Below are 19,098 nucleotides of genomic sequence, written 5' to 3'. Positions count from 1 at the left end.
CCGCATGAAATCCCCGTCGATCCTGCTCATCGAGGACGATCCGCTCATCACCGACCTGCTCGAGCTTTATCTCGAGCGCTATGGCTTCCGCTTCTCGGTCGCGCATGACGGCGCGGCGGGCCTCGCCCGGTTCTACGACCAGATCCCCGATCTGGTCGTGCTCGACGTCATGATGCCGGGTCGGGACGGCTGGAGCGTCTGCGAGGAGATCCGGAGCGCCAGCAAAGTCCCGATCATCTTTCTCACCGGCAAAGGAGAAGGCTACGACAAGCTGAAGGGCTTCTCCCTCGGCGCCGACGACTACCTCGTCAAGCCGTTCGATCCGAAGGAGCTGATCGCGCGCATCCGCGCGGTGCTGAAGCGGACGCATCCGACGCTGTACAAGGACAGCGCGGAGTTCCCGGATCTGGTCGTCGACGCGACCGAATACCGGGTGCTTGTCCGCGGCAAGGACGCCGGCTGCGCGCCGAAGGAGGTCGAGCTGCTGTACTGCCTCGCCTCCCGGCCGGGCAAGGTGTTCTCGCGCGAGGAGCTGCTGCAGGCGGTGTGGGGGATGGATTATTTCGGCGACTCCAACACGGTCGACGTGCATATCAAGCGGATCCGCGACCGGATCGGCGAGCATCCCGCCTGGCGGATCGGCACGGTGCGCGGCGTCGGCTACCGCTTCGAGGCCGGGGCGTCATGAGCGCCGGCGGCCTCAAGGACGCTGCCCGGCGGCTCGGCGAAAGGGCCGCCGCTGTCGCGAGGCGGCTCGGCGTCGGCGGCATTTTCGCGAAGCTGCTGCTCATCTCGCTGTCGACGCTGGCGGTCACGTTCCTCGTCTACAACCTGCTCTCCTCGCAGCTCGTCGGCCGGGACATGCTCGACCGCAGGCAGGGGGTCGAAGGAGCCGAGCTGCGGCGCACGATCACGCTGCTGGAGACGGCGGCCCGGGACGGCTGGAGCGACGACTCGATCCGGACCGCGCTGCAGCTCGTCGTGCCGCCGCAGATGAAGAGCATCCTCATCATCGACCGCGGCGGACGCTACATGCAGATCGGCCAGGTGCCGCTGCCCGAGTCCGACATCCGCGAGCTGATCGCCTCGGCCGGCATCGGCCGGAGTCCGGAGGCCCGCACCGAGATGGTCGAGAACGACTCGGGCAAGTACATCGTCAGCTCCCAGTACGTGCCGTCGCTCGATCGCTACGTCGTCTCGCTGTCGACGGGCTTCCAGCGGGAATTCCGGCGGGTGCAGAACCTGAACGCGCTCGCCATCGGCATCGCGATCGCCGTATCGGTGCTCGTCTCGTGGGCGTTCTCGCGGTACATGACGCGCCGCATCCGGCGGATGAGCCTGGGCGCCGAGCAGTTCGCCAAGGGCCGCTTCGAGACGAAGATCGCCGACCGCTCCGCCGACGAGCTCGGACAGCTGGCCGGCTCGCTCAACCGGATGGCGGGCGAGCTCGGCGCGCTGGAGCAGATGCGGCGGGACTTTCTGGCCAACGTCTCCCATGACCTGCGCTCGCCGCTCACGTCGATCCACGGCTATCTCGAGGCGATCCTGGACGGCACCGTTCCGCGCGACAAGGCGGACCGCTACCTGCGCATCACGCAGGACCAGACGGCGCGCCTCATGAAGCTCGTCAGCGACCTGCTCGACATGTCCAAGATCGAGGCCGGCCAGTTCGACGTCGTGCCGGCCGAATTCGATCTCGCGGACATGATCCGGCTGCTGCTCTCGCGCATGGAGTCTACGTTCAGCCATCACAGCGTACGGTACGAAATTGCCGGGCTGCCAGGAGGGGAGCGGCGCGAGCGGGCGGAGCCGGAAGGGGCCGAAGCGGGCATGGCCGGGACGGCTGGCGCGCCGCGAGCCGCGGAGCCGGGCGAGGTGCTCGTCGTCGGCGACCCGCACCGGCTGGAGCAGGTAATGGTCAATCTGCTGCAGAACGCGATGGCGTTCTCTCCGCATGGCTCGACGGTCCATGTCACGCTGGAATGCGGGCCGGACCGCGCCTGCGTCTCCGTGCGGGATGAAGGCATCGGCATGAGCGAGGAGCAGGCGCGCCGCATCTGGGAACGCTTCTACAAGAGCGACGAAGCCCGCGGCGGCCGCGGCGGCACCGGCATCGGGCTGTCGATCGTCAAGCATATCCTCGACGCGCACGGCTCGCGCATCGAGGTGCGGAGCGAGCCCGGCCAGGGCAGCGAGTTCCGCTTCTGCCTCGTTCGGGCGGGCTTGGCCGGTTCCGACGAGCAATACCGCGAGTCATCCGAGAAATAGGGATGACTCGCGGCTTTTTTTTGCATTGTTGGCGGCCGTGGGCTGGCAGGAGCCAGCTGGGCAGCAGGTGCAGCAGGTGTAGTGCGAATGCCAAGCTCCCATAAAATCTCCGGGGGATTCGCACCTCGAAAGTTGTCGAATCCCATCGAAAAATGGTTGTCTTGATTTTTGTCAAGTCAAAACTTATGCTAAATTCAGAGCAACAGTAGAAGCTGGCACCCCCTTTCAGGGCTGGAAGCGCTGTTATTCGCTGTCGCTCCCCGCTGGGGAACGTGGATTGAAACGCCAGGCAAGCCGCCCTCAACGAAGAACGGCGAGGTCGCTCCCCGCTGGGGAACGTGGATTGAAACTCGCCTAGCTCAATCAACCTTTTGGTGATTGTACCGCGTCGCTCCCCGCTGGGGAACGTGGATTGAAACCACTCCGATTTCATATCTTCGAGTCGTGAAAAAGTCGCTCCCCGCTGGGGAACGTGGATTGAAACAAGCGGAGCCGGTCGGACGTCGCCATTTTGATTAGTCGCTCCCCGCTGGGGAGCGTGGATTGAAACCACACGATATAGCCTCTCGACGAGGTGTTCGATTGTCGCTCCCCGCTGGGGAGCGTGGATTGAAACCGTACATGAGCGAATAGCAGACGCATTGCTTGACGTCGCTCCCCGCTGGGGAGCGTGGATTGAAACGGCGGTTGGTAGGCCGGCCGGCTGCCGGGAGCCGCGTCGCTCCCCGCTGGGGAGCGTGGATTGAAACGCCCCGCTGATGCCGCCCATGATCGCCCCGATGCCCGTCGCTCCCCGCTGGGGAGCGTGGATTGAAACCGATAAGTGGGGAAGCCGCATACAGTTGCCCCGGTCGCTCCCCGCTGGGGAGCGTGGATTGAAACCTCCGCGAAGGCGGCGAGATCGGCGATACGCTGAGTCGCTCCCCGCTGGGGAGCGTGGATTGAAACAGATGCTGCTGCGATTTCGTCCATCGAGTCCAATCAGTCGCTCCCCGCTGGGGAGCGTGGATTGAAACCATAGTGTTTTTCGTCGCCTCGAACTGCTTGCGCGTCGCTCCCCGCTGGGGAGCGTGGATTGAAACGGGTGCGTGAGCAATCGCGTCAGGACGGTGTTGGGTCACTCCCCGCTGGGAGCATGAATTGAAACGCGATTCGCGCGTCTCTGCCATCTGCTCCGCCGTGTCCCTCCCCGGCATGGAGCGTAATTGGAAGCCTATTTCCGTAGCCTTTGGAAAGGCGAGGGAATCTTTCCCTATTGGGAGCTTGAAAAACTAGGCGAGCGCTTCTCCTCACGAGAGATCATAAAAAACAGCTGATAAAAGCACAAAACCAACCCCCTCTGCGCGAGGCGGTTGGTTTTGTGCTTTTTCACAGGCAGTGTTCCCCCGCCTTCGCCCTGGGAGGCATTTCAAGCCTCTTTCCAGACTCGTTTCGCCTGACCCTTCCTGTTCTATTCTATAATTCCCCTCTCATACTCTATAACGATGAGATGGAAGTAGAAGAAGACTCCGTCTACGGCGGGAAAGGGGACATGTGGAGATGCGGCAGGAAAGGGAGCGGGCGCGCTGGACTTGGGACGAAGCTGTCCGAAGGACAGAGGGGACCGAGCCGGAATCGGACCCGATGATTACGGCGAGAGATCGGTCTTTGCCGGCCGGCGAAAGCAGGAGCGAGGAAGTCCGGCAGACGAGAGATTCGCCGCGAGAAGCAACGTTGGCTGAAGAAACGAAGCAACAACGAACGTTGCAGCGAGATGCGCAGCAAGACAGCACGTCGCAAGAGAACACCACGCAAAAAAACACATCGCATGAAAACACATCGCTACATCAATCGCCGCACCGGGACGAGCCGCCAGAGAAGAAGCTTCAAGAGAAACGGTTTAATGAACGGACGGTTCAGCCAGAAGCTCCGCGGGAGGTGAAGCAGCAGCAACACGCGCCGCAAAGGCAAGCGATGCGACGAGAAGGCCCTTCTGCCGGAGCGCTGAAAGGAAGAGGCGGGAGCGGAAACGGCGCAGAGGAAAGCCGGCGGGGAAGAGTGCCCGTCAAAGGCTCCCCCGATGCGGCTGTCCGCCGAACGCCGCCGACGCCATCGCCATGGACGCTGGCGGCGCTCGGCGCGCTGACAGCGGCGGCGATCCTGCTGCCGGGCCTGATCGCGCACCGGCAGGCCGAGCCGGAGCGGGCGGCCGTGGACGGGCCCGGCGGCTATGGGGCATCGGCTGTCTTCACGGAGCGCCAGCCGACGTTCACGACTTCCGCGGGCAAAGTCGTGCCGCTGCTGGGCGGCGCCCCGGACGTCCCGGCCCCAGGCGACGGCGGGACGAGCTCCGCCGCAGGCGGACAAGCCGCCTCCGCCTCTGCCCCCGGGGCATCGGACGCGGACGGCTCCCCGCCGTCCGGGCGCGAACAAAAGCCGGCCGAAGCCGGCCATGTCGAGCCGGAAGCGGAGCCCTCCTCTCCTTCCTCCGCCTCGGCGAACGCAGCGCCCGCCGAGCTCCCGCCGCTCGGCGAGCTCGACCGGATGCTCGTACGGGTTTATTTGACGGAAGAAAAGCGGGTGGAGAAGGTGCCGATGGAGCTGTACGTCCGCGGCGTGCTCGCCGGGGAGATGCCGATCGGCTTCGAGCCGGAGGCGCTCAAGGCGCAGGCGATCGCCGCGCGCACCTACATCGTGAAGCGGCTTGCCGCGAAGGACCGCTCCGGCGTGCCGGGCGGAGCCGCCGACGTGACGGATACGACGGCGCATCAGGTGTACGTGCCGCTCGCCGAGCTGCAGAAGCGCTGGAGCGGCGAGGAGCGCGAGCGCAACCTCGCCAAGCTGAACGCGGCGGTGCAGCAGACGAGAGGGCAGATCGTGACTTATGAAGGCAAGCCGATCGAAGCGCTCTTTTTCAGCACGAGCAACGGCTACACGGAGAACTCGGAGGATTACTGGGACGCCAGCCTGCCTTATCTGCGGAGCGTGGCCAGCCCGTGGGACAAGACGATCAGCCCGGAATACAAGGAGACGACGACGATGAGCCTGGCGGCGTTCTGGCGCAAGCTCGGCGTCAGCTCGAAGGCAGGCGCCCGCAGCCTGCGCGTGCTCGATACGACCGACGGCCGCCGCATCCGGAAGCTGGCGGCAGGCGGGCAGGTGCTTACGGGACGGGAGGTCCGGGAAAAGCTCGGGCTGCCCTCCACCCAGTTCACCTGGAAAGTAGAGGGCGGCGACATCGAGATCACGACGTACGGCTACGGCCACGGCGTCGGCATGAGCCAGTGGGGCGCGGACGGCATGGCCAAGGCAGGCCGCTCGGCCTACCAGATCCTCTCTCATTATTACACCGGCACGGAGGTCGTGCGGACGGCTTCGCTGCCCCGCAATCCCGCCTGAGCCCCGGACGGCCCGAAAGGGGAGGCCCGGCGTCCCTCTCAGGCGCTCTTGCAAATTCTCTATCGCCTCACGTATAAAGCCATCCAATCCGGCAACAATGGCTAGTGAGGTGATGAAAGATGAATGAACAAGATCAGAAGAACGCCAAGCAAGACCCTCCTAAAAATCAACTGGGAGGAAGAAAGCCCGCTTCAACCTACAAGAAGACCCTGTCGCGCAAATGGATCTCTCCGGCCATCTTTGTCGCAGCGGCAGCCATCATCGTAACCGTCATGTGGCTCTATCAAGGAGACGAGCAGAAGACTTCGACTACCGAGACTCCCGAGAGCGTGCAGACGGAGCAAGGCGGACAGGAGCAGATCCAAGAGACGGTCAAGCCGGTTCCGGGCGAGACGGCGCTGTGGCCGGTCGCCAGCGTCGAGGACGTGCTGGTGAAGCGGGGCTACTTTGACCGCAATGCCAGCGCGGCCGAGCAGGAAGCCTCCCTCGTGGAGCAGGGCAATACGTATAAGGGCAATACGGGCATCGACCTGGCCCGGGCCGACGACCAGCCGTTCGACGTGCAGGCCGTCCTGAGCGGCAAGGTAACGCTCGTGCAAGACCAGCCGACCAACGGCACGGTCGTCGAGATCGCGCACGGCAACGGGCTCGTCTCCGTCTACCAGAGCCTGAGCGGCGTCACCGTCAAGCCGGGCGACGAGGTCAAGCAAGCGACCGTCATCGGCAAAGCGGGCCGCAACGATCTGCAGAAGGAGCTCGGCGTGCATCTGCACTTCGCGCTGCTGAAAAACGACGAGCATGTCGATCCGTCCTCGCTGCTGCCGGCCGCAGCGCCCCAGCTGCAGACGGCGGCAGCCCAGCCGGAGGCGGGCAGCTCCGCAGCACCGGACGCGGCCGAGCAGACGGACGCGGGAGCGGCGGACAGCGCCGGCGCCGCGGACGGCGCTCAGCCGGACGACGCCGAATAAGCTTTTCGCAGGCGGTCCCATACGCCGGCCTTCCCCTAGGGAGGGCCGGTTTTTTTTATGTCCGCGCAAGGTCCAATTTCGGTTCTAGAAGCATCGGGAGTCCTATTTTCAGCCAATTGGGACGGAATTCCGGCTTAGGACTTGGCCATAAAGAATATCTGCCCGACCCCCTCATATAATGTACCAAACTTACAAACAGTCAAGGAGGCGGGAACGTGCACGATTACATCAAAGAGCGGACCATCAAGATCGGCCGGTGCATCGTGGAGACCAAACATACGGTGCGTACGATCGCCAAAGAGTTCGGGGTGTCCAAGAGCACGGTGCACAAGGATCTGACCGAGCGGCTGCCGGAAATCAACCCGGACCTGGCCGATCAGGTGAAGCACATCCTCGAGTACCATAAGTCCATCCGCCACTTGCGGGGCGGGGAGGCCACCAAGATCAAGTATAAAAAAAGCACCAAGCGGCGCGAGGTGCTGGCGGCCGGGAAACGCTAATTTTTTTCAACAAAATCAGAGGAAAAACGAGGTTTTCAGCGAATAATGGGTAATGGGCTTCCACACTATTCGTTAGGGGACTTCGGACGTTATGCTGAGCAAGGATATCGGAATCGATCTGGGCACCGCCAACGTGTCCATTCATGTAAAAGGGAAGGGCGTCGTGCTTGACGAGCCCTCTGTCGTCGCCGTTGAGACCGACACCCGCCGGGTGCTGGCGGTCGGCGACGAAGCCTATCGGATGGTCGGACGGACGCCGGGCAACATCGTGGCGATCCGTCCGCTTCGCGACGGCGTCATCGCCGACTTCGAGATTACCGAAATGATGCTCAAGGCGTTCATCGACCGCATCGGCGGGCGGAGCTGGTACAGCCGCCCGCGTATTCTCATCTGCGCTCCGACCAATATCACTTCCGTCGAGCAAAAGGCGATCCGCGAGGCGGCCGAGCGCTGCGGCGCGCGCGAGGTGTATATGGAGGAGGAGCCGAAGGCGGCGGCGATCGGCGCGGGCATGGACATCTACCAGCCGAGCGGCAACATGGTCGTCGATATCGGAGGCGGCACGACGGACGTCGCGGTGCTGTCGATGGGCGACATCGTCACGTCGGCATCCATCAAGGTGGCAGGCGACACGTTCGATTCGGACATCAGCCGCTACATCAAGGCGAAGTACAAGCTTCTGATCGGAGAGCGGACAAGCGAGGAGATCAAGATTCGCATCGGCTCGGTGCATTCCGGCGCGCGCAACGACGCGATCGACATCCGGGGCCGCGACATGGTGACCGGATTGCCGCGCACGATCAGCATCCATTCCGAGGAAGTGCGCGAGGCGCTGTCGGACTCCGTGGCGGCTATCGTGGCCGCGGCCAAGACGGTGCTGGAGCAGACGCCGCCGGAGCTGTCGGCGGACATCATCGACCGCGGCGTCATCCTGACGGGCGGAGGCGCGCTGCTTGACGGACTCGACCTGCTCATGGCGGACGAGCTCAAGGTGCCGGTGCTGGTCGCCGAGGATCCGATGCACTGCGTCGTCAAAGGGACGGGCTACATGCTCGACCACCTGGACCGCATGTCGCGTAAGAAAGCGCGTATCTAGCCCGCTATCAACCCGCCTGATTTTGGCGGGTTGATAGTCGGGAGCCCGCCAACCCGCCTGATTTTGGCGGGTTGATAGTCGGGAGCCCGCTAGCCCCCCGCCGTGTCCTAGGCGGGGGCCGGCGCTCGCTTGGCCGCTGCCGGAAGCAGCGGCTTTTTTGGCGCGTCCGCATCGGGGCTGCCGAACTATTCCGCCAGCGCTTGCCGGGACTCATCGCAGGCGGAATGCCGGCAAGTGGGCATCCAGCCCTATTCACAAGTCCTGGCGGCATGCCGATATAGACGACAGCAGAACACCCTCAAGGAGGCTCCTCCATGATCAGAGGCTTATATACCGCCGCGGCGGGCATGATCGCCCAGCAGCGCGTCCATGACACGGCGACGACCAACATCGCGAACCTCAATACGACCGGCTACAAAGCCTCCCATGCGCTGAACCGCTCGTTTCCCGAAATGCTGCTGTCGATGAGCGGCAAGAACGACGAGCCGGTCCGCCGGATCGGACGGCTCAGCACCGGCGTGCTCGCCGAGGAAAGCATCGCGCTGCAGGTCCAGGGCGACCTCAACAAGACGGACAAGCCGTCCGACTTCGCGATCCTCTCGGAAATCCAGGTGCCGGGCGTCACGTTCGACGCTTCCGGCAAGTCCGTCGCCGAGGACGGCACGGTGACGTATCGGCCGCAGGCTTACTTCACGGTGCTGAATGAGCAGGAACAGACGCGCTACACGCGCGGCGGAGAGTTCCACCTGACCGGAGAAGGCGCGCTCGTGACCTCCGACGGCTCGCCGGTGCTGGGGGCCGGAGGGCAGCCGATCGCCTTCGAGCCCGGCACGAGCCTGGACTCGCTGAAGCTGGACGGCAGCTTCCGCTTCGTCGACGCGACGGGAGCGCCGACGGGCCAAGCGCTGCTTATCACGCAGGTCGATCGGGTCGCCGATCTTGTCCGCGAGGGCGACGGCAAGCTGCGGCTTGACGGCGAGGGCGGCGCCGCGCCGGCGCAGCCGGGAGCGGGCATCGAGGTGCGGCAGGGCTATGCGGAGCGCTCGAACGTCGATCCGACGCAGACGATGCTCGATCTGATGGGCGCGATGCGCGCCTACGAAGCCAACCAAAAGGTGATCCAATTCTACGACAAGAGCCTGGAAAAGGCCGCCAACGAGATCGGCCGAGTGTAAAGGAGGGATGACCGGTGAACAATTCCATCATCAATGCGACGGTGTCGATGAGCGCGCTGCAGCAGCGGCTTGACCTGCTCGCCGAAAATATGGCCAACGTCAATACGGCCGGCTACAAGCGCAAGGAAGCGACCTTTCAGGACCTGCTCACGAACGCGAAGCAGCAGCCGGAGGCATTCCGCCGCGAGGGCCGCGTCGGTCCGCTCGGCTACAATCAGGGCTGGGGCGCGCGCTTCATCCAGATGGGGCCGGACATGACCCAGGGCAGCCTCAAGGAGACGGGGACTTCGACCGATCTGGCCCTCGAAGGGAACGCGCTTTTTGTCGTCGCGTCCGATGATGCCGGCGGCCGCGGCTACACCCGCAGCGGGGCGTTTCAGTTGACGGTGACCGGCCAGGGTGATACGATACTCGCGACAGCGACCGGGTATCCGGTCCTGGGTCAGGTGCCCGTGCAGACGGCGAACGGCGTCGTATTGCGCGAGGGCCCGATTGTCGTGCCGGAGGGCGTATCGCTGCAGATCAGCCCGGAGGGCGTCGTCGACGGCGTTCGCGCCGACGGCAGCCGGACTCGCCTCGGACAGCTGTCGCTGGTGCAGCCGACGCGTCCCGAATCGCTCGTCGCCGCAGCCGACAACCTGTTCGCCGTCGCCGCAGGCACCGATGCCGCCGACGTGCTGACGCCCGTCCAGGCGGGAGAGGGCGGCGCCGTCGCCGTGCGCCAAGGCTTCATCGAGCAGTCCAACGTAGACCTCGTGGAGGAGATGACCGAGCTGCTGAGCGTGCAGCGGGCCTATCAGCTCAGCGCGCGTGCGCTGACCTCTGCCGACACGATGGCCGGACTGGCCAACAATATGCGCGCTTGAGCCTTTCCTCCTGCAGCATGACGGGCGGGAGAGGGGCTCTGCCGCGCCGTCAAGGATGATGATCATGACCAACGATACTCAGGCTTCGTCGATGGGCGGAGCGCCGTCCCCGCGGGAAGGCGAGAAGAGCTCGTCTGCATCCGCAGGCGGCGCGGCGCGCCCCAAGGAAAAGCAAGCCGCGGCGTCCTCGGGCAAGCCGCGCAAGAAAAGCCGTTTTACCGCCTGGTGGTTCGCGCGCAAGCTGATCGTGCTCGCGCTGTTCGCCGGCGCGCTCGTAGGCGGTCTTTACCTCGGCTTTGTCACCGTAGGCGGAGGCAGCATGTCGGATGCGTTCGACATCGCGACCTACAAGCATATTTACGACCTGATCTTCTCGGATTCCTAGCCGGACCGGTTCCTTCGCGGAGCCGGTTTTTTGCACATCCGTCGGGAACCGGGGAGCCGTGCGCGAGGGCGCTGGCGGCAGCAGCCGGGCATGAGAAAAGGGACGAAGCCGAGATCATCTCGGCTTCGTCCCTTTTTTAGTGAAGCGGCCCGAAGGGCGGATGGGATCGAAGCGGCAGTGCCGCCTCGGAGTCCGATTTATTTGACCGTAACGCGCGCGGTGACCGACTTGCCGTCGAAGACGGCTTTGATCGTCGCCGTGCCTTTGGCGACGGCGCTCACCGTGCCGCCCTGCGTGACCGCTGCGGAGCTTTCACGGCTCGAGGACCAGAGGGAGGCTGCAGTTACTTCCTCATACGTTCCGTTGTCATAAAAGGCTTTCAGCTTCAGCTGAGCCGAAGCTCCCGGAGCAAGCTTGAGGCTTTTTTCGGAGAGCACGAGGCTCTTGAGCTTCGGCTTGACGGACAGCGATACGGTGACGCTCTTGCCTTGGTACGTGCCCGTCAGCTTGGCGCTGCCGAGCTTGAGCGCCTTGATCGTGCCGCGCTGCACGCTCGCGACAGCCGAAGCGTCCGTGCTCCAGTCCATTTTGGCCGCCAGGGAGACGGTAGAGCCGCTCTTGTACGTGCCGGTCACCTTGACCGTCTTGCTGCGGTTCGGATTGAGCGTGAGCGAGGACGGATCGACCGTCAGCTTGACGATCTCCTCCTCGATCGTTACCGGGAACGAGACGGTCTTGCCGAGGTAGGAGGCGGTCAGCGTCGTCTTGGCGCTGGCGAGGCCGCGCATCGAGTCCTCCAGCACGAGCAGGCTGCTGCCGGAAGCTTTCCAGACGGCTTTGGCAGTGACATCCTCTTCCTCGCCCGTCGTGTAGGTGATGGTGAGCTTCGGCAGCCCGACCGTCTTGCCGATGACTAGCGACAGGTTCTTCGTCTCGGACAGCAGGGCGAGCGGCTTGGCATTCACCTCGAACGGCAGCTCGACCGACATGTCGCCGAGCTCGGCCTTGAGCACGGCGCTGCCGCTCTTGCGCGCGATCCACTTGCCGTCCTTGATCTCCACGATATCGGAATCGCTGGACGTCCATTTGACGAGCTTCGTGACGCTGAACTCCGCGTCGTCGAGGCCGGCGGCGGTGATGGACGGCAGCTCGCGCGTCTCCTCGACGATCGCGGACAGCTTCTCTTCTGCTGCCTTGATGCGGACGGCGGTCGGATAGACCGTCACCTTGAGCGAGCGGCTGACGCCCTTGTATTCGGCCTTGATCGTCGAGGATCCGGCCGCCTTCGGCGTGACGAGTCCGCCGTCCGCGGTCGCCGCGTACAGGTCGGAGGACGTCCATGCCGCGAGCGCCGTCACGTCCTCGGCGCTGCCGGACGCGCTCGGGATGGAGGCGGACAGCTGCACGGGCGAGTCGGAGAGCAGCAGGTGCAGCTCGGCGGACGGAGACAGCTTGAGCACTTCATACGGCTGGCGCACGACGGCCTGCACCGTCGCGGTTACGCCGTGCAAGGAGACGGAGATCGTCGCCGTGCCGGGACCGACCGGCGTCAGGACGCCGTCCTTCTCGGCCTTCACGACCGTCGGAGCGGAGCTGCTCCAGACGGCCTTGGACGTGACGTCGAGGCTGGCTCCGCCGTCCTTCGGCTGGGCGGTCGCGCTCAGCCGGGCCGGGCTGCCTCCCGTCTCGAGCTCGACGAGCGACGTTTCGGAGAGCTCGATCGCCTTGTAAGGCGATTCGGCCGTCAGCGTCAGCGAGGCGGATACGCCGCGGTAGGAGGCCTTGATCGTCGTCGTGCCCGCGGACAGGATCTCGATTTCGCCGTCCTTGACCGTGGCGACGGCGGCGCTGGAGCTCGTCCAGTCGGCGTCCTCGGTCAGCTCGGTCGTCAGGCCGTTCTTGACGCCGAGGACATCGAGCTGAAGCTTGTCGCCGACGGCCGCCTCGAGCTTGGACGGGGCATTCTCGCCGCCGCGCTGCAGCTGCAGCTTGCTGTACGGATATTCGACCGTGACGGCCACGCTGGCGGAGTAGCCGCCGAACTTGCCGGTAATCGTCGCCTTGCCGGAGGCGACCGGCGTCAGCACGCCTCCGCTCACTTTGACGACCGAGGAGAGCGAGGTCGTCCATACGGCCGAGGACGTGACGTCTTTTTTAGCGGAGGAGCCGGAGTAGGAAGCCCACAGCACGAGCGCGAACGGGTCCTCGCCGTAGGTCAGGGACAGGCTGGAGCCGGCGTCGAGCGAGACGGAGGTGACGGCATCCTCGGCATGGGCCGCAGGGGCCAGCAGGGAGAGGGCCAGGACGGCCGCCAGCAGCAGCGACAGCAGCGTGCGGCCGCGCGGTGTAGCGTGTCGGGTCAACGGTAGACACTCCTTTTGAGTCGGGATTTTCGTCGGAATATACTAGTTAACGGCATATCGATGCGGAAAATGTAGGCAAAGGCTGGAAAATAGGAAGGGCGGCGGTTTTTTTTTCATTCGCCGGGAGGTATAATAACGGGGGCATGGCTAGGTCCCGAGGGTGACCGAACAGCCTCCGGAATCGACAAAAAGGACAAGCCCTTCGCGGATGTTCGTCCGGCGCGGGCCTGCCCTTATCTCAACCCCTGCGACCTGCAGGCTCGCGGGGGACAGTTCTAGTCTGGCCCGAAGCGGAGCGTTCCATGCGGATGCGGCCGCCGGGCCGGCGATACTATTTCCTCCGGGAGGAGACCCACAACTTGCTGAATATCAACGAAATCATGGACATCATTCCGCATCGCCAGCCCTTCCTGCTGATCGACCGCATCCTGGAGGTAGAAGAGGGCAGACGCGCCGTCGGCCTCAAGAACGTGACGATGAACGAGCCGTTCTTCGCCGGACACTTCCCGGGCTTCCCCGTCATGCCGGGCGTGCTCATCGTCGAAGCGCTCGCCCAGGTGGGCGCGGTCGCGATCCTCAAGCTGGAGGCCAACCGCGGCAAGCTCGCGATGTTCGCGGGCATCGACGAATTCCGCTTCCGCGGGCAGGTGACGCCGGGCGACACGCTGCGGCTCGAGGTGGAGATCACGCGGCTCAAGGGCATCGTCGGCAAGGGCAAGGCGACCGCCAGCGTCGATGGCAAGGTCGTGGCCGAAGGCGGCATCATGTTCGCGCTGACGGACCCGAGCTGATCCCGGCGAGGACGGCAAAACCATTCGGATAGGAAAATCGTCTTAGCGGGTGGACACTCCGCCCGCGGACGCCATACATAGACAAGGGAGAGATCAACGGATGTCCGTAACCGCAATCGCGACCGAACGCTATCATGCCTGGCTGAGCGATCCGCTCATCGACGAGGCGACGAAGGAAGAGCTGCGCGGCATCGCCGGCGACGAGAAGGAGATCACCGACCGCTTCTACCGCGATCTCGAGTTCGGCACGGGCGGCCTGCGCGGCGTCATGGGCGCCGGCACGAACCGGCTGAACGCCTACACCGTCGGCAAGGCGACCCAGGGACTGGCCCAATGGCTGCTTGCCCAGACGGATTCTCCGTCGGTCGTCATCGCCCACGACTCGCGCAACAACTCGCCGGAGTTCACGCTGGACGCGGCGCTCGTGCTGGCCGGCAACGGCATCAAGACGTATCTGTTCCCCTCGCTGCGGCCGACGCCGCAGCTGAGCTTCGCGGTGCGGGATCTTGGCGCGAGCGGCGGCATCGTCATCACGGCCAGCCATAACCCGCCGGAGTACAACGGCTACAAGGCGTACGGTCCCGAGGGCTGCCAGCTCGTCCCGCATGAGGCCGAGCAGGCGATCGCGGCGATCGGCCGGGTCGGCAGCTTCGCCGAGATCAAGCGGATCGGCCGCGAGGAGGCCGAGGCCAAGGGCCTGCTCGTCTGGCTCGGCGCCGCCGACGACCGCCGCTTCATCGAGGCGGTGGCGGCGCAGAGCCTGAACCGCGATCTGCTGAAGCGCGGCGCTGGCTCCGATCTCAAGGTCGTCTTCACGCCGCTGCACGGCACGGGCAACCATCCGGTGCGGGAGGCGCTGGCCGAGATCGGCCTCTCGAACGTGTCCGTCGTCCAGGAGCAGGAGCAGCCGGACGGCTACTTCAGCACCGTCAAAAGCCCCAATCCGGAGGAGCGCGAGGCGTTCACGCTCGCGATCCGGCAGGCGCAGGAGCAGGATGCCGACCTGATCATCGGCACCGATCCGGACGCCGACCGCGTCGGCGCGGTCGTCAAGAACAATCGCGGCGAGTACGTCGTGCTCACCGGCAACCAGTCCGGCGCGCTGCTCGTGAACTACGTGCTCAGCCAGCTCAAGGAGCGGGGCCAGCTGCCGGCGAACGGCGTCGTCGTCAAGACGATCGTGACGAGCGAGATGGGCGCGGACATCGCCAAGGCGCATGGAGCGGACGTCATCGATACGCTGACCGGCTTCAAATACATCGGCGAAAAGATGACCGAGTTCGAACGGACCGGATCGCATGCATTCCTGTTCGGCTATGAGGAAAGCTACGGCTACCTGACCGGCATGTACGCCCGCGACAAGGACGCCGTCGTCGCCGCCATGCTGATCGCCGAGGCGGCCGCTTATTACAAGCATCAGGGCAAGACGCTGTATGATGTGCTGCTGGAGCTGTACGACGAGTACGGCACCTATCTGGAGGGGCTGGAGTCGCGTACGCTCAAGGGACTGGACGGCGTGCAGAAGATCGGCGCCATCATGGACAGCTTCCGTTCGGCGCCTCCGGCAGAAGCGGGCGGCGTCAAGATCGCCGAGGTGCTGGACTACAGCATCGGCCTGGACGGCCTGCCCAAGGAGAACGTGCTCAAGTACCTGCTCGAGGACGGCTCCTGGTTCACGCTCCGCCCTTCGGGCACCGAGCCGAAGATCAAGGTATACTTCGCGGTGCGCGGCGAGTCGCAGCAAGCGGCGGGCGAGGCGCTGGACGCGCTCCGCTCCTCCGTCATGGAGCGCGTCGACGCGATGGCTTGAGGCGGCTGGCTCGCGAGCCGGGCAGATGCAGCCGATATAGATCGAACAGCCGCAGGGCGGGAGCGAGAGACGCCCCGCCCTGCGCGCCATAGAGGAACATGCAGTCAAGGGAGCGAGTGGACAAGTGTTGAAATGGCAGCAATGGAATCGGGGAGCCCGCAAGGTGCTGTGGGTGCTGGCGCTGGCATGCGTCGCCCTGTCGATGCCGATCGGAGCGAGCCGATGGCAGATGGAGAAGACCGCCGATACGGTGGAGTACGTATTCGATTATTCCGATCTGGTGCTGGTGGCCTCCTATCAGGCCAAGCCGGAGGAATTCATGAGCGCCGAGCTGGAAAAGCTCAAGGCCGCGGGCGTCGGCACGATGTCCGTATTCGAAAGCCGGCTCGACGAGCTGGAGATGGCCGGACGGCTCGGCTTGTACAGCGAGGCCGAAGCGGCGCTGCTGCAGAACAAGCCGGTTCCGGCCGATCGGAACTTCACCTACCTGCTGTTCGAAGGCGAAACGGAGCAGGCGGCGCTCGAGCCGATCATCCGCGCCCGCTTCGAATCGTCCGGCATCCGCGTGGACTCCTGGTCGTTCGACGGCCTCGCGGGGCTCGTGCTGGAGACGCCTTTGTCCGACGCGGTGCTCAAGACGATGGAGCCCGATCCGCTGGCGCTGGATCGGCTCACCCAGGCCGGCTTCCATCTGCTGCCGCGCCTGTCCGACCGGATTCCGTACGACCAGCAGCAGGCCGACGGCATGCTTGCCCGGTTCAAGGAGCTCGGCGTCACGCGCATCCTGTTCGACGGCAACGCCGTCAAAGGCGCGGCGGAGCAGGCGAACCTGCGCAGCCTCGACGGCTTCGCCGAGCTGCTGAACAAGTACGGCATCGGCCTGTCCGCGATCGAAAATCTCAAAAAGCCCCAAGAAGGGCTGAATACGCTTGCGTATAAGACGCACTATAATGTAGCGCGGCTCTACTCGTTGTCCGACAAGGATGCGGCTGCGCTCAAGCCCGATGTCATCGTGGACCGCTTCCTGCTGGCGGCCAAGGACCGCAACATCCGGATGTTCTACCTGAACGCCGCGCCCTCGGCCAACCTGGACAAGGGCATGGTGACCAACCCGCTCGACAATCTGTATGCCTCGATCGGGGGCAAGGACGGAGCGGTGCAGACGCTGGACCGCTCCGGCTTCCCGTCCGGTCAGGCGACGGCGTTCGAGCGCGACCAGCCGTCCTGGCACAAGGCGCTCAAAGGGGCGTCGGCGCTTGGCGCCGTCAGCTTGATCGCGCTGCTTGCAGGCGCGTTCTTCGGCGGATTGACCATTCCGGTGTTCCTGCTCGGCCTTGTCGGAAGCGCCGGCCTGTACGTGCTCAACAGCTCGCTGATGGAACAGGGCCTGGCGCTCGGAGCGGCGATCGCCGCTCCGACGCTGGCGATGGTGTGGGTCATCAATCGCATTTACGCCCATACGGACGGTCCTCGTCGCCCGGTAGGCGGCGAATGGAGCTCATCCGGCTCGGAGGCGACCTTCCAAGTGTCGCCGTGGAGCGCGATGCTCGGCGGCCTCAGCCAGCCGGGCACCCGCTGGGTGTTCCACGGCCTTTCCGCCGGCAGGAGGCTGTCGATGGCGCTCGCCATGTTCGTCGTGGCGACGCTCATCTCGCTGCTTGCCGTGCCGATCGTCGTCGGCCTGCTCAACAACATTACGTACAGCCTTGTCCTTCAGCAGTTCCGGGGCGTCAACCTGCTGGCCCTGGCGCCGATGGCGCTGACGGCGGCGTACCTGTTCCTGTTCACCGGGGGCAGCTTCTGGACGAGCCTGCGCCGCCTGCTCAGCCTGCAGATCACCATTCTGTGGATCGCGGCGGCGGCTGTGCTCGGCATCGTCGGCCTGTACTACTTGTCCCGGACAGGCAACGGCGGCACGGCGCCGGGCTTCGAGCTCGTCTTCCGCAATCTGCTGGAATCGACGTTCGGCGTGCGTCCGCGGACCAAGGAATTCCTGCTCGCTCACCCGCTCATGCTCCTCGGCCTGTTCCTGGCGCTTCGCTATCGGGCGGCCTGGGTATTGCTTGTTGTAGGAGCGATGGGCCAGCTGTCGATGGTCGGCACGTTCACCCACATCCACACGCCGCTGCCGATGTCGCTCATCCGCGTGCTGCTCGGTCTCGGCCTCGGCGCGATCATCGGGCTGGCGCTGATCGCCGCCTGGCAGATCGGCGAAGCGCTGTACCGCAAGCTGCGCAGCCGCGGAAAGGAGGCCACCCTTCATGGCTGAGATCCGGCAGGCAGGCGGCTCGCCGACATTCCGTATTGCCATTTCGGGTTATTACGGATTCCGCAACAGCGGCGACGAAGCGGTGCTGAAGTCGATTCTGCTCGCGCTTGAAGCAGAAGGACGCGAGCAGGGCGTCCGCATCAAGCCGGTCGTCTTGTCGGGGGACCCGGCCACGACCGAGTCGATGTACGGCGTGCAGGCCGTCGGCCGCATGAGCCCGGCAGGGCTGCTGCGGACGATCGCCGGATGCGACGGGCTCATCAGCGGCGGGGGCAGCCTGCTGCAGGACGTGACGGGCAGCAAGACGATTCCTTATTATGCCGGCATCCTCAAGCTGGCGCAGCTGCTCGGCAAGCCGACGTTCATCTATGCCCAGGGCGTCGGCCCCGTGCTGAACCGCCGCATGGACGGCCTCATCCGCCATGTCATGACGCGCAGCGCCTATGTATCCGTGCGCGATGCCGAATCCGCCGAGCTGCTCGGCCGGATGGGCGTCCCGCGCGAGCGGATCGGCATCGTGCCGGATCCGGTCATGGGGCTGCCGCTGCCAATCGGCGCGGCGGACGCGGCGAGCGGCGGAGCGGGCGATCGCACGCCTGTGGTCGGCATCTCCCTGCGGCGCTGGCGCAAGGACGGCGCCGACCTCGCCCGCGCCGCAGAGGCGCTTGGCGAGCTGGCGCGCCGCCGCCCGGTTCGTCTGCGCTTCCTGCCCTTCCATGTGCCGGCGGATGCGGAAGCTTCGCGCGAGACGATCGAGCGGCTCGGCGAGCTCGGTCCGGGCAGCAGCGCCGAGCTTGCCGAGCCCGGCGACGATCCGCAGCGGATGCTGCTCGAGGTGAGCCGCTGCGACCTGCTGGTCGGCATGAGGCTGCATGCGCTCATCTACGCCGCCGGCCAGCGGGTGCCGATGCTCGGCATCAGCTACGATCCGAAGATCGACCAGTTTCTCGCCAGGCTAGAGGAGCGCCCGGCTGCGACGACCGAGGCGATGGACGCTTCTGCATTCGCGGATGCGGCCGAGAGGCTGCTGGACGGTTCTGACGCCTGGCGGGCCGACAAGGCTCCGCTGATCGACCGGCTGCAGCGCGAGGCGGCCTGGCCCGCGCAACATATCGTCCGCCATTTGCGTCAAAAAGCGAAGAGGTGAAGGTTCGACCCATGTCGACGAATATAGACTCGAACAACAAAATAACAGCTGCCTCGGCTGCCGGGGCCGAGGATGCCGATCC

The 19,098-nt window shown here is 65.0% G+C and carries 14 protein-coding genes and 1 CRISPR repeat array; of the genes, 13 read left to right on the top strand and 1 reads right to left on the bottom strand.

The features are described 5' to 3' along the window. Positions 1 to 4: 4 nt before the first annotated feature. The 9 genes from GE073_RS22840 to GE073_RS22800 all read left to right on the top strand — a co-directional run bounded on the left by GE073_RS22840 (position 5) and on the right by GE073_RS22800 (position 10,636). Complete coding sequence (locus GE073_RS22840) at positions 5 to 688, top strand: response regulator transcription factor (protein ID WP_028598979.1); 684 nt, start codon at positions 5 to 7, stop codon at positions 686 to 688. Then, on the top strand, positions 685 to 2,268 hold the full coding sequence (locus tag GE073_RS22835; protein ID WP_153784453.1) for a sensor histidine kinase: 1,584 nt from the start codon (positions 685 to 687) through the stop codon (positions 2,266 to 2,268). The genes GE073_RS22840 and GE073_RS22835 overlap by 4 nt, the downstream gene beginning before the upstream one ends. Before the next feature lie 252 nt (positions 2,269 to 2,520). Further along, positions 2,521 to 3,350: direct repeats of the CRISPR family, unit length 32 nt; unit sequence GTCGCTCCCCGCTGGGGAGCGTGGATTGAAAC. Between the two features lie 955 nt (positions 3,351 to 4,305). After that, positions 4,306 to 5,646, top strand: coding sequence for a stage II sporulation protein D (gene spoIID, locus GE073_RS25655; protein ID WP_228551730.1), 1,341 nt, complete (start codon positions 4,306 to 4,308; stop codon positions 5,644 to 5,646). Between the two features lie 119 nt (positions 5,647 to 5,765). Then, positions 5,766 to 6,614, top strand: coding sequence for a M23 family metallopeptidase (locus GE073_RS22825; RefSeq protein WP_084137277.1), 849 nt, complete (start codon positions 5,766 to 5,768; stop codon positions 6,612 to 6,614). A 215-nt stretch (positions 6,615 to 6,829) separates the two neighbouring features. Further along, positions 6,830 to 7,114 (top strand): sporulation transcriptional regulator SpoIIID, encoded by a 285-nt coding sequence (spoIIID, locus tag GE073_RS22820; RefSeq protein ID WP_021880270.1) that lies wholly within the window; start codon positions 6,830 to 6,832, stop codon positions 7,112 to 7,114. Positions 7,115 to 7,205: 91 nt separating this feature from the next. Beyond that, positions 7,206 to 8,210 carry a rod shape-determining protein MreB gene (gene mreB, locus GE073_RS22815; RefSeq protein WP_028598981.1) on the top strand — a complete coding sequence of 335 codons (1,005 nt, stop codon included), beginning with the start codon at positions 7,206 to 7,208 and terminating at the stop codon, positions 8,208 to 8,210. Positions 8,211 to 8,524: 314 nt separating this feature from the next. After that, the gene (locus GE073_RS22810) at positions 8,525 to 9,385 is read left to right on the top strand and encodes a flagellar hook-basal body protein (RefSeq protein ID WP_101807628.1); all 861 of its coding nucleotides are present in this window, start codon (positions 8,525 to 8,527) and stop codon (positions 9,383 to 9,385) included. Positions 9,386 to 9,399: 14 nt separating this feature from the next. Next, complete coding sequence (locus GE073_RS22805) at positions 9,400 to 10,251, top strand: flagellar hook-basal body protein (RefSeq protein WP_028598983.1); 852 nt, start codon at positions 9,400 to 9,402, stop codon at positions 10,249 to 10,251. Between the two features lie 64 nt (positions 10,252 to 10,315). Beyond that, positions 10,316 to 10,636, top strand: a complete 321-nt coding sequence (locus GE073_RS22800) for a DNA-directed RNA polymerase subunit beta (RefSeq protein WP_164820128.1) — start codon at positions 10,316 to 10,318, stop codon at positions 10,634 to 10,636. Positions 10,637 to 10,833: 197 nt separating this feature from the next. Here the strand turns inward: GE073_RS22800 and GE073_RS22795 are convergent, their stop codons facing one another. Further along, entirely contained in the window at positions 10,834 to 12,999 is a 2,166-nt protein-coding gene (locus tag GE073_RS22795; RefSeq protein WP_043111317.1) for an Ig-like domain-containing protein, read from the bottom strand. 359 nt (positions 13,000 to 13,358) lie between these two features. Here GE073_RS22795 and fabZ point away from each other — a divergent pair, with 359 nt between their 5' ends. The 4 genes from fabZ to csaB all read left to right on the top strand — a co-directional run bounded on the left by fabZ (position 13,359) and on the right by csaB (position 19,016). Beyond that, positions 13,359 to 13,790 carry a 3-hydroxyacyl-ACP dehydratase FabZ gene (gene fabZ, locus GE073_RS22790; RefSeq protein WP_028598984.1) on the top strand — a complete coding sequence of 144 codons (432 nt, stop codon included), beginning with the start codon at positions 13,359 to 13,361 and terminating at the stop codon, positions 13,788 to 13,790. Positions 13,791 to 13,890: 100 nt separating this feature from the next. Continuing rightward, on the top strand, positions 13,891 to 15,600 hold the full coding sequence (locus tag GE073_RS22785; RefSeq protein WP_028598985.1) for a phospho-sugar mutase: 1,710 nt from the start codon (positions 13,891 to 13,893) through the stop codon (positions 15,598 to 15,600). A 124-nt stretch (positions 15,601 to 15,724) separates the two neighbouring features. After that, positions 15,725 to 17,869 (top strand): DUF5693 family protein, encoded by a 2,145-nt coding sequence (locus tag GE073_RS22780; RefSeq protein WP_028598986.1) that lies wholly within the window; start codon positions 15,725 to 15,727, stop codon positions 17,867 to 17,869. Further along, complete coding sequence (gene csaB, locus GE073_RS22775) at positions 17,862 to 19,016, top strand: polysaccharide pyruvyl transferase CsaB (protein ID WP_153784452.1); 1,155 nt, start codon at positions 17,862 to 17,864, stop codon at positions 19,014 to 19,016. The genes GE073_RS22780 and csaB overlap by 8 nt, the downstream gene beginning before the upstream one ends. The last annotated feature ends 82 nt before the right edge of the window (positions 19,017 to 19,098 follow it).

Source organism: Paenibacillus sp. B01 (assembly GCF_009649995.1).
GTDB lineage: Bacteria > Bacillota > Bacilli > Paenibacillales > Paenibacillaceae > Paenibacillus_O > Paenibacillus_O pasadenensis.
Note: the sequence above shows the minus strand (reverse complement) of the source record. Positions and strands in the feature narration are given on the sequence as shown.